Annotated in this window: 25 protein-coding genes; 15 read left to right on the plus strand and 10 right to left on the minus strand. The window is 51.4% G+C overall.

What is annotated here, in order from left to right; all coding sequences use genetic code 11:
- The first annotated feature begins 32 nt into the window (after positions 1-32).
- The 7 genes from MHH28_RS04365 to mnhG all read left to right on the plus strand — a co-directional run bounded on the left by MHH28_RS04365 (position 33) and on the right by mnhG (position 6,529).
- Positions 33-641: a universal stress protein gene (locus MHH28_RS04365; RefSeq protein ID WP_341186164.1), complete on the plus strand. Its 609-nt coding sequence runs from the start codon at positions 33-35 to the stop codon at positions 639-641.
- A gap of 67 nt (positions 642-708) precedes the next feature.
- Positions 709-3,576, plus strand: a complete 2,868-nt coding sequence (locus MHH28_RS04370) for a Na+/H+ antiporter subunit A (protein WP_405112286.1) — start codon at positions 709-711, stop codon at positions 3,574-3,576.
- Positions 3,576-3,911, plus strand: a complete 336-nt coding sequence (locus MHH28_RS04375) for a Na(+)/H(+) antiporter subunit C (protein WP_039306114.1) — start codon at positions 3,576-3,578, stop codon at positions 3,909-3,911. Before MHH28_RS04370 ends, MHH28_RS04375 begins: the two co-directional genes overlap by 1 nt.
- Positions 3,908-5,386: a Na+/H+ antiporter subunit D gene (locus MHH28_RS04380; protein WP_405112289.1), complete on the plus strand. Its 1,479-nt coding sequence runs from the start codon at positions 3,908-3,910 to the stop codon at positions 5,384-5,386. The genes MHH28_RS04375 and MHH28_RS04380 overlap by 4 nt, the downstream gene beginning before the upstream one ends.
- Positions 5,387-5,392: 6 nt before the next feature.
- Positions 5,393-5,872, plus strand: a complete 480-nt coding sequence (locus tag MHH28_RS04385) for a Na+/H+ antiporter subunit E (RefSeq protein ID WP_405112292.1) — start codon at positions 5,393-5,395, stop codon at positions 5,870-5,872.
- Positions 5,869-6,162 (plus strand): Na(+)/H(+) antiporter subunit F1, encoded by a 294-nt coding sequence (locus MHH28_RS04390; protein ID WP_405112295.1) that lies wholly within the window; start codon positions 5,869-5,871, stop codon positions 6,160-6,162. Before MHH28_RS04385 ends, MHH28_RS04390 begins: the two co-directional genes overlap by 4 nt.
- A complete protein-coding gene (gene mnhG / locus MHH28_RS04395) occupies positions 6,137-6,529 on the plus strand; it encodes a monovalent cation/H(+) antiporter subunit G (protein ID WP_405116845.1) in 393 nt (130 codons plus the stop codon). The genes MHH28_RS04390 and mnhG overlap by 26 nt, the downstream gene beginning before the upstream one ends.
- 64 nt (positions 6,530-6,593) lie before the next feature.
- Here the strand turns inward: mnhG and MHH28_RS04400 are convergent, their stop codons facing one another.
- The gene (locus MHH28_RS04400) at positions 6,594-7,826 is read right to left on the minus strand and encodes an MFS transporter (RefSeq protein ID WP_405112298.1); all 1,233 of its coding nucleotides are present in this window, start codon (positions 7,824-7,826) and stop codon (positions 6,594-6,596) included.
- 174 nt (positions 7,827-8,000) lie between these two features.
- Here MHH28_RS04400 and MHH28_RS04405 point away from each other — a divergent pair, with 174 nt between their 5' ends.
- The 4 genes from MHH28_RS04405 (at position 8,001) to MHH28_RS04420 (ending at position 11,116) form a co-directional block, all read left to right on the plus strand.
- On the plus strand, positions 8,001-9,113 hold the full coding sequence (locus MHH28_RS04405; RefSeq protein WP_405112301.1) for a metallophosphoesterase: 1,113 nt from the start codon (positions 8,001-8,003) through the stop codon (positions 9,111-9,113).
- Between the two features lie 123 nt (positions 9,114-9,236).
- Positions 9,237-9,623, plus strand: coding sequence for a GntR family transcriptional regulator (locus tag MHH28_RS04410; protein ID WP_405112304.1), 387 nt, complete (start codon positions 9,237-9,239; stop codon positions 9,621-9,623).
- Positions 9,613-10,476, plus strand: a complete 864-nt coding sequence (locus tag MHH28_RS04415; RefSeq protein WP_405112307.1) for an ABC transporter ATP-binding protein — start codon at positions 9,613-9,615, stop codon at positions 10,474-10,476. Before MHH28_RS04410 ends, MHH28_RS04415 begins: the two co-directional genes overlap by 11 nt.
- Position 10,477: 1 nt before the next feature.
- Positions 10,478-11,116, plus strand: coding sequence for an ABC-2 transporter permease (locus tag MHH28_RS04420; RefSeq protein ID WP_405112310.1), 639 nt, complete (start codon positions 10,478-10,480; stop codon positions 11,114-11,116).
- Here the strand turns inward: MHH28_RS04420 and MHH28_RS04425 are convergent.
- Positions 11,095-11,619: a MepB family protein gene (locus MHH28_RS04425; RefSeq protein ID WP_405112311.1), complete on the minus strand. Its 525-nt coding sequence runs from the start codon at positions 11,617-11,619 to the stop codon at positions 11,095-11,097. The two genes, MHH28_RS04420 and MHH28_RS04425, sit on opposite strands and share 22 nt — an antisense overlap.
- A 154-nt stretch (positions 11,620-11,773) precedes the next feature.
- Between MHH28_RS04425 and MHH28_RS04430 the strand changes: the two genes are divergently transcribed.
- Positions 11,774-13,696: a serine hydrolase domain-containing protein gene (locus tag MHH28_RS04430; protein ID WP_405112314.1), complete on the plus strand. Its 1,923-nt coding sequence runs from the start codon at positions 11,774-11,776 to the stop codon at positions 13,694-13,696.
- 367 nt (positions 13,697-14,063) lie between these two features.
- Here MHH28_RS04430 and MHH28_RS04435 read toward each other — a convergent pair whose 3' ends face one another.
- Positions 14,064-14,543 (minus strand): MarR family transcriptional regulator, encoded by a 480-nt coding sequence (locus MHH28_RS04435; RefSeq protein WP_405112316.1) that lies wholly within the window; start codon positions 14,541-14,543, stop codon positions 14,064-14,066.
- 286 nt (positions 14,544-14,829) lie between these two features.
- Between MHH28_RS04435 and MHH28_RS04440 the strand changes: the two genes are divergently transcribed.
- Positions 14,830-15,231 (plus strand): RidA family protein, encoded by a 402-nt coding sequence (locus tag MHH28_RS04440; RefSeq protein ID WP_405112319.1) that lies wholly within the window; start codon positions 14,830-14,832, stop codon positions 15,229-15,231.
- A gap of 24 nt (positions 15,232-15,255) precedes the next feature.
- Complete coding sequence (locus MHH28_RS04445) at positions 15,256-16,752, plus strand: monooxygenase (protein WP_405112321.1); 1,497 nt, start codon at positions 15,256-15,258, stop codon at positions 16,750-16,752.
- 150 nt (positions 16,753-16,902) lie between these two features.
- On the opposite strand, the gene MHH28_RS04450 is transcribed toward MHH28_RS04445, so the two are convergent.
- From MHH28_RS04450 to MHH28_RS04470, 5 genes are all read right to left on the minus strand, one after another.
- Positions 16,903-17,832: a carbohydrate ABC transporter permease gene (locus MHH28_RS04450; RefSeq protein ID WP_405112324.1), complete on the minus strand. Its 930-nt coding sequence runs from the start codon at positions 17,830-17,832 to the stop codon at positions 16,903-16,905.
- A gap of 17 nt (positions 17,833-17,849) precedes the next feature.
- Positions 17,850-18,809: an ABC transporter permease gene (locus MHH28_RS04455; protein WP_405112327.1), complete on the minus strand. Its 960-nt coding sequence runs from the start codon at positions 18,807-18,809 to the stop codon at positions 17,850-17,852.
- A 118-nt stretch (positions 18,810-18,927) separates the two neighbouring features.
- On the minus strand, positions 18,928-20,610 hold the full coding sequence (locus MHH28_RS04460) for an ABC transporter substrate-binding protein (protein ID WP_405112330.1): 1,683 nt from the start codon (positions 20,608-20,610) through the stop codon (positions 18,928-18,930).
- 122 nt (positions 20,611-20,732) lie between these two features.
- Positions 20,733-22,475, minus strand: coding sequence for a sensor histidine kinase (locus MHH28_RS04465; protein WP_405112332.1), 1,743 nt, complete (start codon positions 22,473-22,475; stop codon positions 20,733-20,735).
- Between the two features lie 18 nt (positions 22,476-22,493).
- Complete coding sequence (locus MHH28_RS04470; RefSeq protein ID WP_405116848.1) at positions 22,494-24,047, minus strand: response regulator; 1,554 nt, start codon at positions 24,045-24,047, stop codon at positions 22,494-22,496.
- 460 nt (positions 24,048-24,507) lie between these two features.
- Here MHH28_RS04470 and MHH28_RS04475 point away from each other — a divergent pair, with 460 nt between their 5' ends.
- Entirely contained in the window at positions 24,508-24,693 is a 186-nt protein-coding gene (locus MHH28_RS04475) for a hypothetical protein (protein WP_405112334.1), read from the plus strand.
- A 107-nt stretch (positions 24,694-24,800) separates the two neighbouring features.
- Here the strand turns inward: MHH28_RS04475 and MHH28_RS04480 are convergent, their stop codons facing one another.
- Both MHH28_RS04480 and MHH28_RS04485 read right to left on the minus strand, forming a co-directional pair.
- Positions 24,801-25,169 (minus strand): nuclear transport factor 2 family protein, encoded by a 369-nt coding sequence (locus MHH28_RS04480; RefSeq protein ID WP_405112337.1) that lies wholly within the window; start codon positions 25,167-25,169, stop codon positions 24,801-24,803.
- A 39-nt stretch (positions 25,170-25,208) separates the two neighbouring features.
- Positions 25,209-26,108 carry an SUMF1/EgtB/PvdO family nonheme iron enzyme gene (locus tag MHH28_RS04485; protein WP_405112340.1) on the minus strand — a complete coding sequence of 300 codons (900 nt, stop codon included), beginning with the start codon at positions 26,106-26,108 and terminating at the stop codon, positions 25,209-25,211.
- Between the last annotated feature and the right edge of the window lie 87 nt (positions 26,109-26,195).

Raw genomic sequence — 26,195 nt, forward strand, 5'->3', positions numbered from 1 at the left:
GGAGGGCGAAAGTCATTCACAAGGAAAAGATTATGGTATGTGTTCATTATGGGCCGCATGGGGAGCGTCTAATCCGGCGTGGTGTCGAGCTGTCTGAGATGCTTGGGGCACCGCTCTATGTGCTTAATGTGGATAGTTCGGACAGCGATGAATATAATCATAGCAAAGAAATGTATATGGCTGTCTGGAAGCGGCTGGCGGAAGAAGCCGGGGCAGAATTTATGGTCCGCAAACGCCGGGGCCGCAAGACAACGGATGTTATTGTTGAAGCTGCAGAAGAGAAAGAGGTCACTCAGATCATTATTGGCCAATCCGCCCAGACCCTGTGGCAGGAGCTGACCAAACGCAACTTTGTCAATGAGCTGATCAGCAAGATGAATATGATGGATCTGCATGTCGTTGCAGTTCAGCGTATGCGCGCCGGTCTCGAAGAGACCCATGAAGAAGGCGTAATCTCTTATCTGGTGAAGAATGAGGGAGTATACCAGCTCAGCGATGAGCCGGAAGGCGACGATTACATCAAAGGCAAATTTTTTCATGAATTGCACACCGAATTTGAGAATGGCTTGTTCAAAATTGAGCAAGATGGTAAAGCGAGATATTTGCATATCTGTGAAGGAACGCTGACCGAGCCATTATAACCGGCTCTTGTTTTCAGGAAGTAAGTACCAGCGTTCACAACCCAAATTGTAGAATGAAAAAGGAGGCTTGCCTTTGCTGCATATAACCGTTCTTGTTCCGTTTCTCCTGGCCCTGATGATAGCGCTTCTGCGCGGGAGGATGCGAAAGCTCCATAGAGGATGGCTTGTATTAGCCGCACCGCTGGCGTTATTCATATATTTCTTGACCCGGATTCCAGTCATCAAGGGAGGGGAGCTCGGATACGAGACCCTGTCCTGGATTCCTTCCCTTGGGATTGATCTGGTCTTCCATCTCGATGGATTAAGCTTGCTGTTCGCCTTGTTAATTACGGGCATGGGCACTCTGGTCTTTATCTATTCCATATTTTATCTCGATAAACGCAAGGAAGAGCTGACGCCGTTCTATGTATATCTGCTGTTATTCATGGGGGCGATGCTTGGAGTCGTGCTGTCCGATAATCTTATGGTGTTATACGGATTCTGGGAGCTAACGAGTGTCTCGTCGTTCCTTCTGATCGCCTACTGGCACCGGAGACAGAAGTCACGCTATGGCGCACAAAAGTCCATGCTGATTACCGTCTTCGGCGGTCTGGCGATGTTCGCAGGCTTCCTGATGCTGTATGTGATGACGGGTACGTTCAGTATCCGCGAGATCTGGAGCCAGGTGGGCGATATCAGCGGAGAGACGCTGTTCATTCCTGCGATGCTGCTTATTCTGCTGGGTGCCTTCACCAAATCGGCCCAGTTCCCCTTCCATATCTGGCTGCCTGATGCGATGGAAGCGCCGACTCCGGTCAGTGCGTATCTGCACTCGGCAACCATGGTCAAAGCCGGTTTATATCTGGTAGCACGTTTCAGCCCGGTGTTCGCGGGGCAACATGAGTGGTTTTGGATTGTGTCGGGTGTCGGCCTGATCACCTTGATCTATGGATCGATCCAGGCGATGAAGCAGACGGACCTGAAGGCTCTGTTAGCCTATTCTACAATCAGTCAGCTTGGACTGATTATGGGATTACTCGGTATGGGTTCAGCCGCGTCCTTCTACACAGGGGAAGAGGCTGTATTCTATACCGCCGCAACAACGGCAGCCCTATTTCATTTAATTAATCATGCCATATTCAAAGGTTCGCTCTTCATGGTGGTCGGAATTGTCGACCATGAGACGAATACCCGTGATCTGCGCAAGCTCGGCGGTCTGGTGTCTCTGATGCCGGTCACCTTCACGCTGGCGTTGATCGGCAGCTTCTCGATGGCGGGTCTTCCGCCGTTTGCCGGATTCCTGAGCAAGGAAATGTTCTTCACGGCTGTGCTGAATATCAGACAGCTGGATATCTTCAGCCCGGGGGCCTTCTTCACCCTTTTCCCGGTGCTGGCGTGGATTGCAAGCATATTTACCTTTGCATACAGCATGATTATGGTCTTCCAAACCTTCTTCGGCAAATATCAGCCGGAGAAGCTGGACAAAAAACCGCATGAAGCGCCATTCGGCCTGCTGCTTCCGCCAGTGATTCTGGCATTACTGGCCGTAGTCACCGGCTTCTTCCCCAATATATTGTCGAAGTCACTGATCGTGCCGGGGATGAATGCGATTCATCCGCAGATTGCCGCCAGCTCGCCTTTTTATGTGAATATCTATTTCTGGCACGGGTTCACAGCCGAGGTCTGGATGACGCTGGGTGTGATCCTTCTGGGGATTATCGTATACCGCGTATACGGCCGGTTCAGTCTGGTCGAGAAGGAATGGCGCACCGGACTTACGCTGACCCATGTGTATGACGGGAGTATCCGTCTCGTGGAGAATGTATCCCGTGCAGTGACAGGCCTGTACATGACAGGTTCAATGCGTCATTATCTGATGTACATTTTCACCCTGATTATCGCCGTTGTCGGCGGCACGATGCTGTACTCGGAAGGCATTACGTTCGGCCAGGGGCAATATGCTCCGGTTACATTCTTTGAAGTTGTTGCCGTACTGGTCCTGCTGACAGGCGCGCTTGCCATTCCGTTTGCCAAGTCCAGAGTCTCGGCGATTCTGATGACGGGAATGGTCGGTTACATGGTGACGCTGCTGTTCGTCCTGTTCCGTGCACCCGATCTGGCCCTCACCCAGATGATTGTTGAGGTAGTCTCGGTCACGCTGTTCCTGCTCTGCTTCCGGCATCTGCCGAAGCTGAAGCGGGAGAAGGTCAGTCTGAAGGTTAAGGTACCCAAGCTGGTCATCGCCCTGGGTTTCGGCGTCACGATGACGCTGGTTGCATTGGCTGCGCTGGGCAGCAGTCCGTTTGAGCCGATCTCCACCTACTACGTGGAGAATAGCTATAAGCTTGGCGGCGGCAAAAACATCGTTAATGTGCTGCTGGTGGACTTCCGCGGCTTCGATACCATGTTCGAGATTACGGTGCTGGGGCTGGCATCGCTGGCCATCTATTCGATGATCAAGCTTCAGCTGGAGCAGGACAATACGCCTGTACTGGTGAGAAACAGACCGGAGGCCAGCAATATCCGACGCTATGCCCGGAGCAATGATGTACTGTTGCAGTCGGTAGCTAAAGTGGCCTTCGTGATCATCATTACCTTCTCCCTGTACCTGTTCTTCGCCGGTCATAACCAGCCGGGCGGCGGCTTTATCGGAGCCTTAATGGCGGCGGCGGCGCTTGTGCTGATCGCAATTGCCTTCGGGACGGAGTTTGTGGAGAAGGTGCTGCCGGTCGATTACCGCAAGTTAATCGCAGTCGGGATTATGATCGCTTTTCTGACCGGAATCGGTTCCTTTGTCTTCGATGCTCCGTTCCTGACCCAGGCCTTTGACTACTACGACCTGCCGGTCATGGGCAAGACGGAACTTACCACGGCGATGCTGTTCGATCTGGGAGTGTATCTCTCGGTCATCGGTGTCACTATGAATATAATCTTTACGGTCGGGAGGGATAACTGATGGAGATCCTTATTGCCCTGGCGATCGGTGTCTTGTTTACCGTAGGTGTATATCTGGTCCTGTCCAAAAGCCTGCTCCGCATTCTGCTGGGAACCACGCTGCTGACCCACGGTGTTCATCTGCTGCTGCTGACGATGGCTGGACTGAAGACGGGCGCTTCACCTCTGCTTGGCGAGAAGGCGGACAGTTATGTCGATCCGCTGCCGCAGGCGCTTATCCTGACTTCCATTGTAATCAGCTTTGGGGTATCCGCGTTCTTCATCGTCCTCGCCTACCGGGCATACCGCTCGGCGGGTATGGATGATGTGGAAGGAAGCAAGGGGGAGAGACCATGAACAACCTGCTGGTACTGCCTTTGCTGATTCCGGCCTTTACGGCGGTAATTCTGATTTTTCTGAAAGAGGAAATTAAACTGCAGCGTATCATCAGTGCAGTCAGCGTTCTGGTGAATATTGCAGTAGCGCTGATCATTATGTACCAGGTCCATACAGACGGCATTCAGACGCTGTATATGGGAGGATGGATACCGCCTTACGGCATTGTCTTCGTAGCCGATATGTTCGCAGCGCTGCTCGTCTTGACGGCTGCGGTGGTAGGAGCAGCTTGCCTGTTCTTCTCCTTCGCCAGCATCGGGGAAGAGAGGGAGCGGTTCTATTACTATACGTTCTTCCATTTCCTGCTGACGGGCGTGTTCGGCTCGTTCCTCACAGGTGATCTGTTCAACCTGTTCGTCTGCTTCGAGGTACTGCTGGTGGCCTCCTACGCCATGATTGTGCTGGGCGGAACGAGAGTCCAACTGCGTGAGACGCTTAAGTATATCCTCGTGAATGTCATTTCCTCCACCTTGTTCGTAGCGGCAATTGCGTATCTGTATGCTGCGACAGGCACGCTTAATATGGCTCATCTGGCTATGCGTGTGGCAGAGGCCGGGCAGGGCGGAGTCATGAATGTAATTGCCGTGCTGCTGCTGCTGGTCTTCTCGCTCAAAGCGGGCCTGCTGCTGTTCTTCTGGCTCCCGGATTCGTACAGTGCGCCTCCGCAGGCGGTACGGGCATTGTTCGGCGCTTTACTCACCAAGGTTGGGCTGTATGCCATCACCAGAACATTCACACTGATTTTTGTACAGGATATGGGTCTGACCCATTCGCTGATCGGCTGGATGGCCGGAGCTACTATGATCCTTGGAGCGATTGGGGCACTGGCCTACAATGATCTTAGCCGGATCTTCAATTATAACATTGTAATCAGCGTGGGCTTCATCGCTTTCGGCATATCCGTGGCTACCCAGGATTCACTGAGCGGGGTCGTCTTCTATCTGATGCACGATATGATTGCCAAGGCACTGCTGTTCTTCCTCGGCGGGCTGATTGTCGCGGCTTCGGGAACAGAGCAGCTCAGGCTGATGGGCGGTCTGATCCGCCGGTATCCGTGGACGGGCTGGATGTTCTTCGTCCTGACGCTGGCGCTGGTCGGCGTTCCTCCGCTTAGCGGTTTTGCCGGGAAGGTCATGATGGTCCGCAGCGGCTTCGGGGAGCAGCATACCGCGCTTGCGCTTATCGCTCTGGCCTCCAGCTTCGTCGTCTTGTATTCCCTGATCAAAGTGTTCCAGCAGGTGTTCTGGGGAGGCGAGAAGAACGAAGAAGAAATCCGCCCGCTGCGCTATAAAGCGATGATGGCACCGGCTGCTGTGCTGTTTGTTCTCGTCATCCTGATGGGCGTCGGCGCTGAACTGGTGAACGGCTATGTATTGCAGGCCGGCGCAGTCCTCGCTGATCCGGCAGCGTACATCAATGCTGTCATGAAGGAGTAGATGAAGATGGCCTTTCAAATATTATTGAATCTCATGATCGCCTTCCTGTGGATGTTCCTGAATAATGACTGGACGGCCTCCGGCTTCATCGTCGGTTATGTGCTGGGGGTGGCCGTGCTTGTGGTCATGCGGCGCTTCTTCGGCGGACGGCTGTATCTGGGCAAAATATGGGCGATTCTGAAGCTGGTGGCCTTGCTGCTGCGGGAGCTGGTAGTATCCAGCTATGTAGTGGTGAAGGCGGTGCTTAGACCGAATCTCAACATCCGCCCGGCTATCCTGATGTACCATACAGAGCTGGAGTCGGACTGGGAGGTAGCTGTGCTGATTACGATGCTCTGCCTGACGCCTGGTTCTGTCGTGCTGGAGGTGTCCAAAGACAACCGCACCTTATACATTCATGCTATGGACATAGAGGATGTGGAGCAGTTCGATGCGAATATCCGCAATACCTTTGAACGTGCGATTCTGGAGGTGACCCGCTCATGATATACTCGATTCTTATGCTGGCGCTGTCGATTATGGTCATCTCCATCGCGACCTGTGCCTGGAGGCTGGTCAAGGGGCCATCGCTGCCCGACCGGGTAGCTGCACTCGATACCATCGGCATCAATCTGCTGGCGATGGTCGCCGTCCTCTCGGTCCTGTTCAAGACGCAAGCCTATATTGAATATATCCTGCTGATAGGAATCCTCTCTTTTATCGGGACGATGGCCTTGGCCAGATATATCGAAAGGGGAGTGGTGTTTGAACATGGACATGATCAAGACGATCATTGAATATCTGTTTGTCCTGCTGATTCTGACCGGTGCCCTGCTTAGCGCGGTCAGCTCTGTCGGGCTGATCCGGCTGCCGGATGTATATTTAAGATCACATGCCGCCGCCAAAAGCGCTACGCTGGGGGTACTCTGTGTCCTCAGCGGCGCCTTTCTCTATTTCGCCTTTTTCCTCGATTTCATCAGTGCGAAGCTGCTGCTCGGAATCGTGTTCGTATTCATGACCTCGCCGCTCTCTGCCCATCTGACCGGCCGCGCGGCCTACCGCTCCGGGGTTCCGCTCTGGAGCCGGCGCATCCAGGATGACCTCAAAGGGGCGCTGGAGAAAGAACAGGCAGCGGAACAGGTGAAGAGCGACGCATCACCATAAAGAACAGGGATGTCCACAGCGCTAGAGCTGCTGCGGACATCCCTGTTGTAATATTCGGCCGGGTTCACACACTCTGACGGGCCGTCCGTCTGCGGTACAGGTGCAGCAGCACATACGAAGCGGCGAACGCTGCGGTAACCAGCCACAGCGGAATTCTCGGGTCAAGCTTATAGGCCCAGCCGCCGATGATGCCGGCCGGTGCGGTGAACAGCAGGATTAGCACAGACAGCATGGAGAAGACCTTGGCCCGTTTATCATCATCGATGGCGTTCTGCACGGCGGCCTCCAGATAAGGGGAGCTGATCATCAGGCCCACAGCGGCCAGAATGGTGCTCAGCCCGATCCACAGAAAGCTCGCCGAAGGGTAGAGAACCAGCATGGCATTCGACAGAGCAGATAAGCCGAAGCCTGCCATCATGGCGCGGTTTTCGCTCCGGTCCGGGATTCTCGGCATCAACAGCCACAGCGTCAGCAGCATGATGACGGAGGACACTGCCGGGAACAGAGAGAGGATACTGCTGTCCAGATGGATATAGTCGGCCAGATATAGATACAGGTAAGTGCTTTTCAGCGTGGCTTGGAAGTTGAACAGAATGTATACGCCGAAGATCAGCAGCAGATTGCGCTCCGCCCCCAGATCACGGAAGGCGCCGCCGTATTCGATCATACTCTCCCTAAGCCCGAGCTCCCGGGTCTCCTGTCTTTTGCGGATGCCGGCCTCAGTCTCCCGGGTGGTCAGATGACGGCCGACGAACTGGAAGGTCATGAAGAGGAAGGCCAGCACATACATGATCCGCATGCCCGTAACCATGCCATACTGGTGGACAAGCAGACCGCCCAGCGGGGCGAACAGTCCTCCGATCACCCCGATGATCTGTAGCAGGGTGAATACATAGGTCCGGTCCGAAGGACGGGTATCTTCTACAATCAGGCAGTAAAAGGCGATATGCGGCACACGCTGGAAGCCGTTAATCACGGCAGCCGCCACGAAGAACCAAAGGTTCTGTGAAAAGGCCCATAATAAGGTTGCCAGGCTCCAGCTAAGCAGGTCAAAATATAGAATAGCCCGCTTGCGTCCCAGACGGTCCGTTAAATATCCGCTGAGCAAGGAAGAGAATACCTGTACAATCAGTCCAATGGTCGTTATCCAGCCGATGTTCAGCTCCGTCAGTCCAAGCTCATACATGTACAGGGTGGCATAGGTAGAGAACATGCTGAAGGGAATCAGGAAAAAAGGCTCAAAGGTCAAGCAGCCCCGGCTGTTTCCCTCAAGCCGCGGAAAAAAGGGTTTTGCCATGATGAAATCCTCCAGGTTGTCATTTAACTATCCTATTCTATGGGAAGCAGCAGGGTATAATCAAGAGCAGAGCTATATATTTATAGGTTTTGGGCCTCCGCAAAGTACTTGAGTGAGCATTGAAGCAAAACCTAACCTGCACTTTGCGGAGTAATTTAGATTGGAGTTGAGCGCATGTTTATTATTCTCGGGCTGGTATTTATTGCGGTATATGCCCTGATTGTCTTCTACATTGGCTGGAGCGGCTGGGGCTGGATCAAGCCGGTCGTCTCCGGACGGTTCCGGCTGTTGTATATCATTGCGCTGGTCTTCCTGGCCAGCTCGCTGATCCTCTCCCGAGTCGTGGCCGGGTCGGCGGTCTTAAGCGTCATCGGCAGCTACTGGCTGGCCGTATTCAGTCTGCTCCTGATGCTGCTGCCGCTGGTCCATCTGATGGTTTGGCTTACGAAGCTGGTCAGGCTGCCGCGCCGCGCGGTTCAGAAGTGGTCCGGTATCCTGACGCTGGTTATTCTGATCGCCCTGATAGGATATGGAAGCTATAATGCGTACAGCCCGGTTGTGCGGTCCTATGAGGTACAAATAGACAAGCCGGGTCCGGCCGGCGGTAAGCTTCATATTGTGATGGCTTCGGATATGCATTTCGGTTATTTATCCGGCAAACGCCATGCGGAGCGGATGGTACAGGAGATTAACGCCTTGCACCCCGATCTGATCCTGCTTCCGGGCGACATCGTGGATGATGATGTTAGGCCCTATAAGGACAAAGGCCTCGGCGCTGTGCTGGCGAAGCTTGAAGCTCCGCTCGGCGTGTATACTTCCCTGGGGAATCATGACCGCTTCAAGGGCGGGACAGAGGAGATTATCAGCCTTCTGGAAGAGAGCGGAATGCAGGTGCTCTACGATGAAGACGTCGAGGTGGGCGGCTGGCTGACGCTGATCGGACGGAAGGATTACAGCGATAAGGAGCGGGCCAAGCTGGCTGATCTGACCAAGGACATAGATCCTTCCAAGCCGGTGTTCATGCTGGAGCATCAGCCGGTGGAGTTCGGGATTGCTGAAGAGCAAGGCATCGACTTGATGGTCTCCGGCCATACCCACCGCGGGCAGATCGCACCAGCCAACCTTATCACTTCCAGGGTGTTCGAGAATGACTGGGGGTATCTGAAGAAGGGCCAGCTTCATACCGTTGTCTCTTCAGGCTATGGCTTCTGGGGCCCGCCGATCCGTATCGGTTCACGCTCGGAGGTAGTGTCCATTCAGGTGGAGTTTTCTAACGTGAATAAGTAATTTGGAAGGGCTGACCCGTTGTTCGGGTTAGCTCTTTTTTTGGATGATATATTTACAAAAACCATTAGATCAGTTATATTGTACTGGTACAATAAGTACACTGTTCACGCAAGGAGGAAGCGTGTGGAGATTATCATCAGCAGTAACCGGAACAAGCCCATTTATGAGCAGATCACCTCGCAGATTAAGGGCAAGATTATGAGCGGAGAGCTTCAGGCAGGAGACCCGATCCCTTCGATGCGTGCCTTGGCCAAATCTATTCAGGTCAGTGTCATCACCGTTCAGAAGGCATATGAGGACCTGCAGCGCGACGGATTCATAGAAACGACGGTCGGGCGCGGAAGCTTCGTCTCGGCCGTGAACCAGGATGTTTTTCAGGAAGAACAGCTGAAGAAGGTGGATGAGCATCTAATGAAGGCAGCCGAAATCGCCCGCGCAAGCGGAATCAAACTGGAGACGATGGTGAATATGCTGACTAACTTTTACAAGGAGGGAAATCATGAATCTTAGTTTGGAAATCACCGGACTGACCAAGTCCTATGCCGGTTCCGGCTTTATGCTGGACAATGTATCATTTTCTGTTCCCAGCGGAACGATTATGGGGTTCGTGGGGGAGAACGGGGCAGGGAAGACGACAACGATCAAGTCCATCCTGAACACGGTTCAGATTGACAGCGGGACGATCCGGCTGTTGGGGCGGGAGATGAAGGATAGGGATACCGTCTTGCGCGAAGACATCGGCGTTGTTTTTGATTCAGCCAATTTCCCGCCGGTCTTGACGCCCGGCAAGCTTGCCAAGGTAATGCGCGGAATTTACAAACAATGGGATCAGGAGCTTTATGTGAAGCTTACGGACAAGTTCGCCCTGCCCATGAATAGAAAGATTAAGGAATTCTCCCGGGGCATGACGATGAAGCTTGCAATAGCCGCCGCCATGTCGCATCATCCCAAGCTTCTGATTCTAGATGAAGCGACCTCAGGCCTCGATCCTGTGACCAGAGAGGAAATATTGGAGGTGTTCCTGGAGTTTGTGGAGGATGAGCGCCACGCTATACTGATGTCCTCCCATATCACAAGCGACCTTGAGAAAATTGCCGATCATATCACCTTCATTCATCAAGGGAAGATTATTCTGACAGCGGTGAAAGATGAGCTGATCTATGACTACGGTGTTGCCCGCTGCACAAAAGAACAGTTCAAGCGTATTGCTAAGGAAGATATACGGGCTTATAGAGTAAAGGAGCATCAGATTGATGTGCTTGTCGAGGATAAACAAGGCTTTGAACAGAAGTACAGCGGCGTTACGGTGGATCAGGTATCCATTGATGAGATTCTGCTGCTGCTCGTAAAGGGGGAGAAATAATATGCGCGGGCTGCTGTTAAATAATTATTACTCACTGCAAAATAACATCAAATCCTCCCTCGGCATTGCGCTGCTTCTGTCGCTGGTTTCCTTTGCCGGGGTGGATCACAGCGTACTGAATGCAGTCATCGCGGCGCAGATTTGGATTTTTGTGTTGAGCATCGGGGCCTCCCTGCAGATGGATGAGGCTTCTAAATGGAACCGGTTTGAACTCACTATGCCGATCAGAAGGAGAACGGTCATCCATGCGAAGTATTTATCCTTCCTGATGTTAATCCTCATGGGCACCGCTGTAAGTCTGGTTACTCTGGCATTAACCTATGTAAGCAAGGGAGACATAGCACATTTGAACCTGTCCACCGGGTATACCTTCGGTTTATCTTTATCTATCTCCACCCTGGCGATCTATTATCCGGTCATTCTTAAATTCGGTGTGGAAAAAAGCGAGCAGATGGTGATGATATCGGCAGGGCTATCGCTGGGCCTTCGTTTCCTGGTGTGGATGCTGCTGAACCTGTATATGGACGATGTGAACTTTAATGGTCCTGAGACCGGGTATGTCACCCTGATCCCTGCTGTACTCCTGTTCGCAGTGTCATATCTGATTGCCGTGCGGATTCATCGGAATAAAGAATTCTGATACAACGAGGTTAACACCTGCATATGGTGATTATTCATCGGATCAACTAGTCCAAAATAGGGGAGCTGCCATTTCTGAGTTGCTAAAGCCTGCTTATTGGTTACGGTATCCCAGGCCGGATATACCCGTATCGCCATTTTTCCCGGTGCATTAGCGGTAGCGAGTACGCCATGCCTTTTGAGCACGTCTTTGGGAAATACAAACTGTCCAAGCTCCCCGCTGACGGGGTGAAAGGTGTTAATGACCAGCACATCGGGGGCGCCGGTATAGGAGAAGGGCTGGTTTTTGAGCCCGGCATTTTTTTCCCACATCGCGACAAATTGACCGGTCTTGGCAGGGGTGATTTTGGCAACCCGAAATCGGACCGACAGGGCACCCAGTTGAAAGGTACCGGCTCCATATTCGGCATTCTGGGGTTCTTCACGTATGGAATCGACAGTTAAGCGGGCTGGTGCGTACAATATTTCATTTATATGAGCTAATGTGGTCTGAAATTTATTCATGGGCAGGCCCTTCTTCCATACAGATGATCATACTGCTTCTCCTAAAGATACTAGCAGAGAATTGGCTGCGAAGTAAAATTCCCGGTAATCGGTGAGGATTTTTGTTAGAATAGGAGGGCTGCATGATTTTACTTGACTAAAGGAGAGGTCTTATTTGTTCAAAAAGAGTTTAATAGTTATGCTCTCGGCACTATTGCTGCTCACAGGCAGCATTCCGGCATTTGCAGCAGAACAAGGCAGCGGCGGAGCAGGGGGAGCTACCCCATCCGGCATTCCGCTCATCGGTCTGGAAGCTTTTGTCGACAATTATGTAAAAGAGTACATAGGAAAGCAGACTGTAGGAGCGTCTGTTGTAATGGTGAAGGATGGACAGGTGGTTCTGTCCAAGGGGTACGGCTACGCCGATGTGGAGCAGCAGATCCCCGTCACCCCGGATACGGTCATGGAATGGGGCTCCATCAGCAAGCTTGCTGTATGGGCATCCGCAATGCAGCTGGCGGAGCAGGGCAAACTGGACCTGAATCAAGATGTCCGTAAGCTGCTGCCGGAGAATTTCCTGACTAAGCTGGCGTATGATGAGCCGATTACGATGCTGAATCTGATGAATCACAATGCCGGATTCGAAGAGTATATGTTCGATATGGCCTACCAGTCTCCTGAGAAAGTGCGGTCACTGGAAGAGGGGCTGAAGCTGGCCCAGCCTGCACAAATCTACAGACCCGGAGAGGTAGTCGCTTACTCTAACTATGGCAACTCACTGGCTGCCTATATTGTGGAGCGCATCAGCGGACAGCCGTATCATGAATACGTCCAGCAGCATATTTTTGAGCCGCTGGGCATGAAGCATTCCATGGCGTATTCCGTGGTGGAAGACCGCCCGGAGCTGCTGGAGCATAAGGCCAAGGGATACTTCTTCGCCGGACCAGGCTCCTTCAATCAAGGGTCATGGAATTATATGTCCATGTACCCGAACGGCGGAAATAACGGGACGGCGGAGGATCTGGCCAAGTTCGCCATGGCCTTCATGCCTGCCGCCGGAGAGCAATCCCCGCTGTTCCGGAAGTCTGGTACGCTGGATACGATGCTGACCCGCAGTCATTCCGCTGCTGAAGACATGCCGGGCATCGCCCACGGGTTCTGGGAGTATCCGGGAGTTCACCGGACGCTGGGCCATGGCGGGAACACGATTGCTTTTGCCACCAATCTGATGCTGGTGCCTGAAGACCGGTTTGCAGTCGTGATTATGACGAATCAGGCGGGCGAATCCCATATTGTTCATGGTCTGACCAAGGCAGTAGTGGGACAGAGAGCGAAGACGGAGGCAGCGGTTCTGCCGGATGTATCAGAGGTGGAAGGCCGATTCGTGGCTGCGCGCCGTCCCGGACATGGCTTCATGAAGCTGTTCCCTTATCTCACGATGATGAAGCTTGAGCCTCAGGGAGCAGATCAGCTTAAGGTGTCACTTGCCGGGATGAGCGGAAGCTATCAGCAGGTTCAGCCTTACCTCTATGAGAAGACTGGTGGGGATTCAGGGCTGGATGCCTGGCCGATGCTGTATGCCAAAGTCAGTGAGGGGAAGGTAGAGGCCGTCTCGGTGTATACCTCCGATTATCTGCCGCTCACACCAGGGCGTTCCATGCCGGTATTGCTGCTGAGTGCAGCACTTGCGGGGCTGGCTATCGTCTATTTCGTAATTGCTCCGTTTGTGTGGCTGGTACAGGCACTTCTGGGCAAACGGAAAGCTCGCCGTAACCGTCTTGCACCCCGAACCGCCAACCGGAAGCTGACCGCCGGGCTGACCTTGACCGGTACCGGTCTGGTGGTGAACAATCTGGTGCTGGCCCTGCGGATGCTCAGCAACAATGAGCGTGCCTATGCGGAGGTGTATCCGCAGATTATAGTGAATATTGCACTGACCGGACTGGCTGCATTGCTTATAGCTGCGCTGTTGCTAACCTTGATGAAGCGCCGATCCCCGTCTGTCTCACCGGCCCGTAACCATTGGCCGGCCATCGTGCCCATGGTGATGATATCGATTCTGCTGGCCCAGCTTGTATTCTGGGAATTCTACAGTTAAGCAGCAGGGGAAGGGCGGAGAAGCGGCCATCTGAGGACAAGAAGCCAGCAGGGTACGGGGGAGAGCGGGCGTACGTTTTTCCACTTGCCTGCTACTATAGAATTACTTATTACATCCCACGTGTGCGACAATTATCTGTTAGTGGCGATCGACAGAATACCTTTCATTTTCTGTATAAATGGCTACGCTGTCCTTAAGAGGATGGCGTAGCCGGTTTCATTTCTGCAATAGGGCTAAGCAGCCTTTAGGCACTCAGTCCGCCGTCTACCCGCAGGATGACCCCAGTTACGATTAAAAGCAGCCTCTCACTTGAACTGTATCCCCAATTATTATTGATATCTAACCTATGTACAATTTATTGGGTTCGTTAGCGATAGAAGTCCACCATATCTCCAAACAGCCGTTTAATAAATTCGAGCTCGCTTTCGTTATATCTTTCCAAAAATTCGTACATTCTTTGCTTTTCCTTCGCATGAAGCTCATCATGAGCAGCAAATAGCTTTTTGCCGATAGGCGTTAGCCGAAAATACACTTCCTTTTTGTTGTCGTTGAACTGGGCTTTTCGCACCCAACCTGCCTTTAGTAATTTATTTGCGATCTTGGAGGTATTTCCTTTACTTAAATTGATTCTCTCCGCGATGGAAGTGAGATTGATCGGCTCCTGCTCTCCGATGCACGCAATGGTGTGCAGTTCCGTCATATTCAAGCTGAATTCTGATTCAATATGCTTCCGGATATCTTTCAGGTATGTGGCAGTTATTTGGGTTTCATATTGCTCTTTTTGCTCAAGAAACTGAACGAAAAATTCATGAATGGCAGTTTTGTTTTTACTGGCAGTATCCATCATTATGCTGGCTCCTCGACTTATTTGTTTTATTATATCATAGATTGTTCTCTGAGAAACATACGGGAATACCCATATTGGGATTGGGGTTGACATGGTTAAGAGTAACCAAGTAAACTGATATTGTTTCGTTTGAAACTAAAATTGTATATAATTTTCATCACACTTGTTTTAACAGGCGATAAAAAAGGTTCTAACGAAACAATAATTGATGAAGGAGGTTTGCCGGAAATACTTGTCCACTTTTCAAGAGGGAATTTATAAATAGGGAAATGGAGCATACCTGCCTATGGAAGTCGTAAATCCGAAGACCTTGACGGATAAGGTTACATCTGTAATTTCTCATGTCGTGATAACTACTGCCTCCCAATTGGCCTTCATCTCAGGTCAGGTTTCTGTAGATGAAACAGGATCATTGGTCGGTTCAGGGGACTATTACGCGCAAGCGATTCAAGTGTTCACCAACCTTAAGTATGCATTGGAAGCCGTGCGAGCGGATCCCTTGTACATTGTAAAAATGAATATTTTTGTTGTAAACCACAACCCGGAATTGATTTCGATTATTTTTGAGGCAGGATTTCATGTGTTTGGCCCTAACTGGCCTAAGACAGCAAGTACCTATATAGGCGTTCAAGCACTAGCCGATCCTGAATGGCTTATCGAAATAGACGCTATCGTGATCTTCCCATAATGTTTAAGAAAAGAGGCTTTTGATATGAAATATGAAGTCATCCTGATCGGTGGCGGACCTGTCGGCATGATGCTGGCCGGGGAATTGGCATTAGCCGGTGTAAAGGTCTGCGTCATTGAGCGATTAAAAGAGACAACCCCTTATTCACGTGCGCTTACCGTACATCCTCGAACTCTTGAAATATTAGATATGCGTGGAGTGAAATCACAATTAATCAGTCAAGGCCGCTTACTTTCGAGAGGACATTTCGCCGGATTAGAAACACCTTTGGATTTCACGGTGTTGGATTCTTCTTCCAATCACACTCTCTTTTTACCGCAGAGTGAGACGGAGAAGGTGTTGGAGGAATGGGCGCTTAGCCTTGGCGCAGAGGTCTGGAGAGAGGTTGAGGCTCTATCTGTACACCAGGATGAGGATGGGGTTGACGTTAAGATCGCAGGACCTCATGGAGAAACAACGTTAAGATCAGCTTATGTGGTAGGGACGGATGGAGCCAGAAGTTTGGTTCGCAAGCATGCAAATATATCATTTGAAGGTACAGATGCGACCTTCACGGCGATTCTGGGGGATGCCGTTCTATCTGATTTGGCTCCTATGAGTGTCATATCCCGGATTACAGAAAAAGGATTGGTCAGCATCATGCCGATCAATGATCATATGTATCGGGTCTTGATGATTGATATGGAGAGACGTAACATCTCTAAGGATGAGCCCGTTACATTGGAAGAGTTTCGTTCATCGCTCATCCGTACAACCGGAAGCGATCTGGGATTGAACGATGTGAAGTGGATGTCCCGTTTCGGAAATGCGACGCGGCAAGCTGGACGCTATCGGAATGGTCGATTGTTCTTGGCGGGAGATTCGGCGCACATTCATTTTCCCGCTGGTGGACAGGGAATGAATGTCGGCTTACAAGAAGCGATGAACTTAGGCTGGAAGCTTGCAGGAGCAATCAAAGGCTGGGCTCCGGACTGGCTATTGGACAGTTATCATGCCGAACGCTTTCCATGGAATACGACCTTACTCCGGAATACCGAGGTCCAAACCCTGCTTCTGGACGTGACTCCCCCTATCACGGAACTTCGAAGTATGTTAGCTAAACTGATTCAAATACCGGAGGCAAATTATCAAATCGCCGCACAAGTTTCCGCAATGGATGTACTTTATGCTCCAGACGCCGAAGCGCCTCCCCATCCTTTAAATGGGAAACGTTTCAAGGATCTAAGATTAAAGCTGAAAGACGGGCAATTGATTAACTCCTATCCGTTACTACAAAAAGGTACTTTTCTTCTGCTGCATTTCCATCCTAATGAACAGAATAGCGGTCAATGGGAAACGTATAGCAACCTTCAAGTTGTACATGTCTCTTTGGCTGAGGCTGAGGCGGATTGGAACGACGTCCACACGGCGCTTATTCGGCCGGATGGACATATTGCCTGGGCGATTCCTCTATCCGATCCAAATCCAATGCAAACCATAAATGAAGGAATCACTCGCTGGTGCGGGGACATTACCGTATAGTAATTCGTTCGAGGTGCGTAACTGATTCGCTACCACGTTCAAGGATCTAATGAATTAGGGCTTGCAATTAAAAACAAGCGACCCTCCAGAGGCGGACAGCCCCCGGAGGATCGCTTGTTTATTTTAATAGTATTCATTGGACCGTAAGACTTAACCTTTGACCCCGCCGACAACCATTCCTTTGACGAAATACTTCTGCAGGAACGGATAGACGATGATAATCGGCACACTGGCCACAATGGTCATCGTAGCACGGATAGAGGTCGGTGTAACGGTCGATTTGTTGCCCTGCGCGTTCGCAAAGGCATCGGCTGCCGAGGAACTTGACATCGCGGTGTTGGATGTTGACAGCATCTTCATCAGCTCGTATTGCAGAGTACTCAGGCTTGGCGTGGAGGAGTTGTACAGGAAGACGTCAAACCAGGAATTCCACTGATAGACCGCTACGAACAGGGAGACGGTAGCCAGCGCCGGAACGGTCAGCGGAAGCACAATGCGCGAGAAGGTGATGAAGTCGCCTGCGCCGTCGATTTTGGCCGATTCCATCAGTCCCTCAGGCAGTGCCTCAATGAAGGAACGGATCACGATCATATTGAAAACGCCAATGATGCCCGGGATAATATAGACCCAGAAGCTGTTCAGCATGTCCAGCTCTTTGATCAGCAGGTAGCCCGGGATCAGACCGCCGCTGAAGTACATGGTGAAGATAAAAGTGACGGATACGAACTTCTTCAGCTTATATTCCGGACGGCTTACCGTATAGGCCAGCATCGCTGTACAGAATACGGAGACCACAGTTCCGACAATCGTCCGTGCTGCGGAGATAAAAGTCGAATAGAAAATGTTGGATTCACTGAACACATACTCAAAGTTGCGCAGTGTCCATTCCCGCGGCCAGATATAAATGTCTCCGCGTACGGAGTCATTCGCTTCGTTGAACGATAGAGCAAACATATTCAGGAACGGGTAGAGGGTGACAGTCACTAACAGAATCATGAAGATAATATTGCATACATCGAAGATGCGGTCGCCTAATGAAGAGTGGCGGTATGCATTGGAATTCGTTTTTGCTTTGGCCATTACATGTGTCCTCCTTTCTAGTACAATCTGCTTTCGCCCATACGCTTGGCGATATTATTGGCTGCGATTAAGAAGATGAAGCTGACCAGCGTTTTGAACATACCCGCTGCGGTGGCAAGCCCGAAGTTATTCATCTGCATCCCGTATTTCAGGACGAAGATATCCAGATTCTCCGAGTAGTCGAGGTTCATCCCGTTACCTAACAGGTACTGTGCCTCGAAGCCGGACTCCAGAATATGGCCCAGATTCATGATCAGAATCAGTACGATGACCGGCTTGATACCCGGCAGGGTAATATAAAACATTCTTTGCAGACGGGATGCCCCGTCAATCTCAGCCGCTTCATATTGAGAAGGGTCGATGGAGGTGATGGCTGCCAGATAGATGATGGTATTCCAGCCGACATTCTTCCAGACTTCCGTAACCCCGAGTATTCCCCAGAAGTACTTGCCTTCGCCCAGCCACAGAATTGGATGATCAATAAGCTGCATTTTGACCAGCAGCACATTGATGATCCCTTCCGGTGCCAGTGCCATTTGTACAATATTGGCCGCTACGACCCAGGAAATGAAGTAAGGCAGATAACTGATCGTCTGCACGGTGCGTTTGAAGAACACATTGCGCAGCTCATTCAGCAGCAGGGCCAGTACGATGGCTGTAACAAATCCGAGAACCAGGTTAATGGAGCTCATAACCAGAGTATTACGAAGGACGCGATAGAACTGCTGTTCCTGGAACAGGAACTTGAAATTGTCCCAGCCGACCCACTTCTGGTCGAACAGATCCTTGGCTGGCTTGAATTTCTGAAAAGCAATTGTCCATCCCCATAGCGGGAGGTATTTGAAGATGATCACCCAGATTAGGAAGGGCAATGACATCAGCATCAGCATTTTCTGTTTAGACAACTCTCTAAAAAAGGTTTTGAAGCGCGAAGTGCCAGTATTTGATTTCGTTAACTGCACAGCGGTTTTCCCCACCGGTACCGTCCCCTTTCCAAGCTCTATATTCTCTCTTTGCTAACAAGTGTAGAAGGGAAAAGTGAAGGCACTGCTTCACTTTTCCCGGTTCATCATGTTGCATCTGGGAAGCAGACGCTTACCATTTGCCGTCGATGCGGTCCTTGATCTTGTTAGTCATGAATTCTTCGTAGCCCTTAGCATCGAGCTTGTTGTATTCGGCCAGGTATTCACTCCAGACCTTTTCAAATTGGCCAGGGGCAGCAAGCACCATGCGAGGATAGTACTTCTGCTGCAAATCGCCTGCTCTCTGGCTGAATAACTGCTCAGGGGAGCCCGGTTCTTTCTCAATACTCCAGGCAGGGTACCATGGACGCTCTACCGGCTCGGCATAGAAGTCGGAGAAGGTCTTCAGGTTATAGGCCTTCAGCAATGCTTTGTCGCCTTCGGTATAGTTGATAGCTGCAACTTCCGGCTGATTGAACGGAACGTGGGCGTTGCCGTCATCATACACGGAGTTATCTCCATAACGCGGCCATTCATAATCGAAATAAGCGAAGCCAAATTTACGTTTGAAGTCATTGTCGTTGCGGTTTGTCAGCTGTTCTTCGTTCATCACCATACGGCCTTCAGCGTTCTTAGTGTAAGTTTCGCCTTCAATGCCCCACTCTACAAGCTTCTGGTTCTCATCGGTCAGCAGGTTGTCAAAATACTTGATGATGCGGACCGGATCCTTCGCGCTGACAGAGATGCCCAGCCCGCGGTTGTTCACGAAGGACGGAGGATCAACATAAGCGTCTTTAATGCCTTCTTCATATGTGATAGGAAGGGCAACGTAACGCAGGTCGTCATTACCGGCGGATCTCAGGTTGTTAGTAGCGTCGTTGATCTGCCAGGAATAGTTGACATATCCGAGTACACGGCCGGAGGTCAGCTTGGCTAGATACTGGTCTTTATTCGCTGTGAACGTCTCAGGGTCAACCAGACCCTTGCCGTTCATTTCGTTCAATTTGGCCAGCCAGCGCTTTTCATCTTCGGTTCCCTGATACAGCTTGGCTTCATGAGACTTCATGTCCACCAGGACGCCGCCTTCATTCGGATAACCGGCCAGATGCATTGGCTGGTTGGTGATGGTGAAGAATTCACCGGCAGTACCGGCGAAGGTGACGAAGCCGATGGTGTCTTTACCATCCACCTTAGGGTACTTAGCCTGGTATTTCTCGATCAGGTCAAAGTACTGGTCCAGCGTCTTCACTTGCGGGTAACCGAATTCCTTGAGAACGCGTCTCTGCATCCAGAAGGTGCTGGTAGGATCCGGGGGCGATAAGTATCCGTTTACATTTGCAGTGAAGGGAAGGATATAGATATTGCCTTCTTCATCCTTGATCTTGTTCATGTAGTCGCCGTAGACACGTTTGATGTTAGGGCCATACTTCTCAATCAGATCATTAAGCGGAATGTATGCACCGGCATCGAGCAGCTTGGCCAGCTCGCCGACTGGAGAGATGACATCCGGATAGTCGCCTCCGGCAATCATAACACCGGACTTGGTGCTTCCATCGCCAACTACGTATTCCATTTTCCAGTCTACACCTGTCTGTTCCTGAAGCTTCTTACCGATGGTGGTATCACTGGCCATGGTATCCTTGTTGGCCCCGAAGCCGAAGTAAGTGAACGTTACCGGCTCAGTGCTAACCTCGCTGTCGTTGCCTTTGGATGCACTGTTCTTGTTCCCGGAGTTGTCGCCGGAGCAGCCGGCAATCAGGAGGGCCGAAGCCATCACAGCGGCCAAGCCGGTTTGCAACCATTTCTTTGTACGCATTTCATATCCCCTTTCTTTTCTGTGTGCCTTGGAACATCTTCATTATAAAAGAAAGCGTTTTACATTGTTACAGGGCAAACCTTAGATCGGTCTTTGAATAATTAAGGTGTACCCTATATTTATTACTTGTTATCCAGAGGCAGCCGCAGCAAAATGCGTGTTCCCGCTCCGGGTTCGCTTGTAATGGTGAAGGTAAAGGACTCCCCGTAGGTAATTCTCAGCCGGGTGATGACATTCTTCATCCCGATCGAATCGCCCATGGCAGTGTCATCCTCCAGGTAATGCAGCAGCTCACTGATCTTCGCCTGGTCCATGCCGACACCGTTATCGGCAATGACGAAGACAATCTGCCCGTTCTCCTGGGCGATCTGGATGTTGATATACCCGATGCCGGGTATATTCTCAATACCGTGGATACTGGCGTTCTCCACATACGGAAGGAAGGCCATCTTCGGGATTTCAATGCTCAGCAGCGATTGGTCCACCTCGATGTGATATTCCAGCTTATTGTCGAAGCGGTATTTCTGAATCTCCAGGAAGCTCTCGATTAATTCAAGCTCCTCGCGGATCGTAACGAAGCTGCTCTTCCACAGAATCGATTTGCGGAAAATCTTCGCCATATTCTGAATCGTTCTGGCAGTCTGGGTCTCGCCCTTCATCATACTGCGCATCCGGATCGTCTCCAGCGCATTGAACAGAAAGTGAGGGTTAATCTGGCTGTGCAGCGCATGCAGCTGGGCCTGCCGCTGCCGGAGCTCCAGCTCCTTCTTCTGAATCTCTGCAACATATACATCATTGATCAGATTCTCGATCCGCTTCCCCATCCGGTTGAATTCTACCGTAAGCTCACCGATCTCATCCCGCTCCAGATGGTAGGGGATCAGTCCGAAGTTTTTGTCTTTTACAGATTTCATATGCCTAAGGATATTCTTGATGCGCGTGTGAATCGAGCGGGACATAATCATAATCACGATGGTGGGGACCAGGAAATTAATGCCGGCGAACCACAGGATAAATTGCCCGGATTGTCTGACGTCAGACAAAATGAGGGTCTCGTCGAGGACACCGTAGATGGACCAGCCGCCCAGATAACGGTTCTTCTGATAGGTCTTGTCGATCACAATAGCCTGCTTAGGCTTGGGTATCTGATCTGGGGTCAGAGTGTGCTCCGCCGTAATCAGCGTGCTGGGCTGACCGCTGGAGAGACGGCTGAAGCGCGCCTGGCCCGCCGGGTCGAGAATATAGAAGTCACCGCTGAAGCTGGATAAATCCAGGATCTGCCGGATATAGTTCATGTTAAGGTCGATTTTGAGCACATGCTCATAGGTCTCCAGCCTGCGGTCAGTGAGGCGCTGGATTACGCTGATGCTGTCGGGCGTCACATAAAGATGGGGAAGGGTGTTGCTGAATTGGCTAATCTGGTTATACCAGTCCTGTCCCCGCATGTCGTCTTCCAGCCTGATAATATGCGACGAGGCCAGAACCGTTGGATTGTCGGTCATGATGACCGAGGAGCTCAGCACCTTGTTCTCTTTGTCAGTCCGGTTGAACAGATTCGATATGGCGTTCAGCGACTCCACATAGCGGTCCGTTGAAGCATAGGTTGTATTCAGATGCTGGATCAGCTGCCGGTCAATGGAGTAGAGGTAGGATATGCCTGCCGCATCCTCAATGACGGTTCTCAGCTCGGCTTGCAGCAGATTCATCGCCTGCTCGGCATCCGCAGTCTTCTGAGTTTTGATATTGGCGGTGGTGACCTGATAGAACATCACATTGGTCAGGATGATCGGGATGAACACACACACAATGTAGATGACAATCAGCTTGCTTCTAAGCTTCATATGATTCAGACGGAAGTTGAACACTGCAGGGAGCCTCCTTATTTACTGCCCAATCATCATATTGCGATAATCGGTCGGCGTCATATTCTCAAGCTTTTCAAACTGGGTGGCAAAATAATCCGCATTCTGGAAGCCGACCAGCTCAGCGATTTCGTACATCCTTTTCTTGGTTTGCCGCAGCAGGCGTTTGGCCTCCTCAATCCGCAGTGTCAGCAGGTATTCATTGAAATACACCCCGTAGGTTTTGCGGAATAACTGTCCCAGATAGACCGGGTTCATATCGAAATCGGCGGCAATGCCTTTGAGATAGATGTTCTCCCGGTAATGCCCGTCGATGTATTTTTTGATCCGCTCAATATTGCCTTCGCTCTTGCCGCCGCGCTTCTCGGCGATATATTCTGCGGCCTCGGCGATAAACTGCCGGAACACCTGCTTCAGCTGGTTCAGATTGCGGTATTTGAGCGGCCAGTTGAGCAGTTCGGTCATCCAGTGCAGCGTGTTCTCATCCCCTTCGAGCTGGCGGATAATGTTGATGATGGCAATCATGCTGCGCCGGATCGTGTTCGTAACCGCTCCCGGCGCGAAGTGGCGCTCCTGAAACAGGGTGAAGATAGCGTCAACGGTCGAGCTATAGCCCTTGTGGTCATTGGCTTCTACCTCGTAGATCAGCTTACTGTGCAGGCCTTCATCGATATCGAAATAGTACAAGGGCAGCTCCAGCAGCTCGTCCGCCATATAAATGCCCTTGAAGCCGGCGGCAAAACGGTATTGGAGGCATTTCTCGGCACTGGCTCCCGAAGATACAATCTGCTTAAGATGGCTTACCCTCCGGCCCACGAACAAAGCAATGGTTGTTCCAAGCTCCCGCTCCAGTGTATCCAGCATAGCCCGGTAGCCTCCCCTGGGGGAAGGATTGGGTTCATCCACCCACTGGCTGGGCACGATCATCCCGTACTGATTGTTCGTGCGTACATGAAGGAGCAGTGTCTGAGCCTCTTGACGGAAATAACGCAGCAGCGAGTCCTTCAGAGCAGGCAGGTAATCGACTTCTCCCGCGGGGAGCTGATCCTGCATTTCTGCGATGATATACGTATAGGAAGAGGTAAGAGGAAGCTCCAGCGCATAGGCAATCCGCCCCATAACCTGATCATCGGGTTCTGTCTGGAGCAGGCTTTCAATAACCGTCTCGACCAGAGGCTTCTCCCGGGTGATCGAGAGGAGCTGCTTGTTATTCAGCATATGGGCGATTTTGCCAAGCGCAACGGTAAGCTCCTGTTCGTCAACCGGCTTGAGAATGTAATCGGAGACATTGTAACGGAAGGCTTGCTGGGCATAGGAGAAGTCGGCATATCCGCTCAATATGATAAAAATCGGCTCCTGCACCAGCTCTGTCTTTACTTTCTTGATCAGTTCCAGCCCGTCCAGCACAGGCATACGGATATCGCATATCACCAGCTCCGGGTTCAATTGTTCAATCAAGGTAAGCGCTTGCTCCCCGTTCTCGGCTTCACCGCATATTTCAAATTGCGGCGAGCATTCGTTTAATATCCGGATCAGGCCCTTGCGCACAAAAATTTCATCATCTACAATCAGCACCTTATACAATGGACTTCCTCCTTGGGCTTATTCTGGATTGTTTGCTCCTGTTACATCCTCGGTCAAGTCGCAGTGTGATCATTATAAGCTAATTCTCTGACAGAATTCGAGAGGAAACGACTTTTTCTGAGCAAAAGGGGGTCAGGTAGTGCCGGAGCGAAGCTTCCGCAGCTTCATATCCTACCGGATATGGGAGCATACATCCGTACTTTTACGAACCCGGCCTGCTGAGTCAGCCTCTTCTCCGCTCAGCCGGCCTCACCCTGTGTGAGCCCGGATGCTCCGCATTGGGTGAGCCGGGTCTTTCCCGTATAATAATAGACGTTACGCCGGAAGTCACATTACAGCTTACCTCGGCGTATGAACTCTAGCTACAGGAAGGGAATGAAGATTGTTGACTTATACGAAACTGTTGGAACGAAAAGGCGAAATTCTCAAGCGAACCGTGGAAACCTGGATCATGAAAGAGAATCGTGACGGGCTGGACCGTCAGGAAGCCCATATCTACAGGAATATGGTCAAGGAGCTTCATCAGAACGAGCAGGAACTCCATGTGGCGCGTGTAGATGAACTGGATAAGAGCCCGGATTCGGACACAGAGGGAGCAGCTTCCGCCAAGCGCGAGCTTGTATCACAGGGTGTGTGAAACCGATAGCCTATGAAGCTGTATTATTACCAAATCATACAATGAAAAAAGCCGCCCGGATTTCGCGTTAGCGAAGCGGGCGGCTTTTCGCTGAAATAAACTTCATGTCAGGGTAGCCTGATCCGGTAACAGCTGGCGGCGGCCACCTCTGTGCCTTTGGTCGTAGCGAAGCTATAGTGATCGCTGAAGGCGTAACGAATCCCGCCGTGAGTTACCCAATTACCGCTCACAGCAGCGATTTTACCGTGGGAGATAGCGTGTTCAATCGTCAGTGAAGTGAGCTCAGGAACTGAAGCTGATCCCTGGAGAACGGCAGACAACGGATAACGTTCGCTGCCTATAAGTTCCACAACAGCATCGGCTGTCAGCAGATGGCCTAATGTCTTGGTATCTCCAGTGATAAGGGCGACTGCTAAATCTTCAGCCAGCTTGTTCTTCGGTGAATTGCCGCACATGCCGCTTAATTGTATGTCCATTACTCTTGTGCCTCCTTCAATAATGTATGAATGGACAGTCTAGAGTCTCACTATCCGCCGGTACACCAGACAGTCCATCAGATCCGGCCAATCCAGCTCGCTCTCATACGGATCGCGGAAAGCGGTAGCGGTAGGCAGATACCCCAGAATAGCGCCCTGGCCGCCGTGCAGATTGCAGCCGCCGTCGCCGCCTTTGCCTGTTATGCCGTCCGGTGTTACGACCAGCTCCTTCTTGTAAGGATCACCGGGGAAGAGAAGGCCGAATGCATTCGGCAGCTCCAGCGGGTAGGGGCCTGAATTACCGGTCTCATCAGAGCCGGATACATGCCTGAGACGTATGGATGCGTCAATCTCATCGCCCCATGGAAATAATGTCCGCGCGCCCGCGCTGTACAGATACTCCCATTCATCTTCAGTCGGCAGGGCGAACCCCGCAGGCAGCTCCGCCTCGCACCAATCCCCGAAAGATTCGCTGTCGTCGAACAGGAACAGCACGATTTGTTCGCCGTCCCGCTCCAGCCGGAAATACTGGGAGTACTCATAGCTGGTGTGCGGCCCCTGGCGGAACTCCTCTATGGCTTCAAGAATATCCTCGTCTTCTTCAGGATCCAGCCCCTCAACCGCATATTCATACCAGCCTGCAGAGATAGGTTGACGCTGCACCAGCATCGGAGTGATCACCGCTTCGCGAAGGGGGGACATCGGGGCATGGGGATGAACCTCCGCCCGGCCCAGGGTCACGGTGTCGCCCGGTACGTACAAATATTCACTGCCATCATACATGAAGACACCTGTTTCTATGGACTGTCCGTAACGCTCGAACCTCTCTAACCGCAGCCACTTGAAGCCAGCGGGCAGCCGCTCAACCAGCTCTTGCATCGCGGTTTGTTTCTCTTCTATTGTTAATTGCTCCCATGCGGCACGGTCCCATGCTTCCATGTCATAATCTCCTCCCGGGAATCGGCATTATCAGCCTGTTTACTGTCATTGTAATGGACAGCCCCGGGTAGTGGCAAACCAGCCTGG

Source organism: Paenibacillus sp. FSL K6-1217 (assembly GCF_045040735.1).
Classification (GTDB): Bacteria; Bacillota; Bacilli; order Paenibacillales; family Paenibacillaceae; genus Paenibacillus_AQ.

What these genes read in the sequence shown, in the direction of transcription:
- MHH28_RS04475 (WP_405112334.1), top strand. Translation starts at nt 24,508, where the DNA reads ATGAAAGAGAATCGTGACGGGCTGGACCGTCAGGAAGCCCATATCTAC.
- MHH28_RS04435 (WP_405112316.1), bottom strand. Translation starts at nt 14,543, where the DNA reads ATGATGGATACTGCCAGTAAAAACAAAACTGCCATTCATGAATTTTTC.
- MHH28_RS04450 (WP_405112324.1), bottom strand. Translation starts at nt 17,832, where the DNA reads ATGGCCAAAGCAAAAACGAATTCCAATGCATACCGCCACTCTTCATTA.
- MHH28_RS04390 (WP_405112295.1), top strand. Translation starts at nt 5,869, where the DNA reads ATGATATACTCGATTCTTATGCTGGCGCTGTCGATTATGGTCATCTCC.
- MHH28_RS04440 (WP_405112319.1), top strand. Translation starts at nt 14,830, where the DNA reads ATGGAAGTCGTAAATCCGAAGACCTTGACGGATAAGGTTACATCTGTA.
- MHH28_RS04405 (WP_405112301.1), top strand. Translation starts at nt 8,001, where the DNA reads ATGTTTATTATTCTCGGGCTGGTATTTATTGCGGTATATGCCCTGATT.
- MHH28_RS04365 (WP_341186164.1), top strand. Translation starts at nt 33, where the DNA reads ATGGTATGTGTTCATTATGGGCCGCATGGGGAGCGTCTAATCCGGCGT.
- mnhG (WP_405116845.1), top strand. Translation starts at nt 6,137, where the DNA reads ATGGACATGATCAAGACGATCATTGAATATCTGTTTGTCCTGCTGATT.
- MHH28_RS04485 (WP_405112340.1), bottom strand. Translation starts at nt 26,108, where the DNA reads ATGGAAGCATGGGACCGTGCCGCATGGGAGCAATTAACAATAGAAGAG.
- MHH28_RS04400 (WP_405112298.1), bottom strand. Translation starts at nt 7,826, where the DNA reads ATGGCAAAACCCTTTTTTCCGCGGCTTGAGGGAAACAGCCGGGGCTGC.
- MHH28_RS04480 (WP_405112337.1), bottom strand. Translation starts at nt 25,169, where the DNA reads ATGGACATACAATTAAGCGGCATGTGCGGCAATTCACCGAAGAACAAG.
- MHH28_RS04420 (WP_405112310.1), top strand. Translation starts at nt 10,478, where the DNA reads ATGCGCGGGCTGCTGTTAAATAATTATTACTCACTGCAAAATAACATC.
- MHH28_RS04460 (WP_405112330.1), bottom strand. Translation starts at nt 20,610, where the DNA reads ATGCGTACAAAGAAATGGTTGCAAACCGGCTTGGCCGCTGTGATGGCT.
- MHH28_RS04380 (WP_405112289.1), top strand. Translation starts at nt 3,908, where the DNA reads ATGAACAACCTGCTGGTACTGCCTTTGCTGATTCCGGCCTTTACGGCG.
- MHH28_RS04425 (WP_405112311.1), bottom strand. Translation starts at nt 11,619, where the DNA reads ATGAATAAATTTCAGACCACATTAGCTCATATAAATGAAATATTGTAC.
- MHH28_RS04445 (WP_405112321.1), top strand. Translation starts at nt 15,256, where the DNA reads ATGAAATATGAAGTCATCCTGATCGGTGGCGGACCTGTCGGCATGATG.
- MHH28_RS04415 (WP_405112307.1), top strand. Translation starts at nt 9,613, where the DNA reads ATGAATCTTAGTTTGGAAATCACCGGACTGACCAAGTCCTATGCCGGT.
- MHH28_RS04375 (WP_039306114.1), top strand. Translation starts at nt 3,576, where the DNA reads ATGGAGATCCTTATTGCCCTGGCGATCGGTGTCTTGTTTACCGTAGGT.
- MHH28_RS04385 (WP_405112292.1), top strand. Translation starts at nt 5,393, where the DNA reads ATGGCCTTTCAAATATTATTGAATCTCATGATCGCCTTCCTGTGGATG.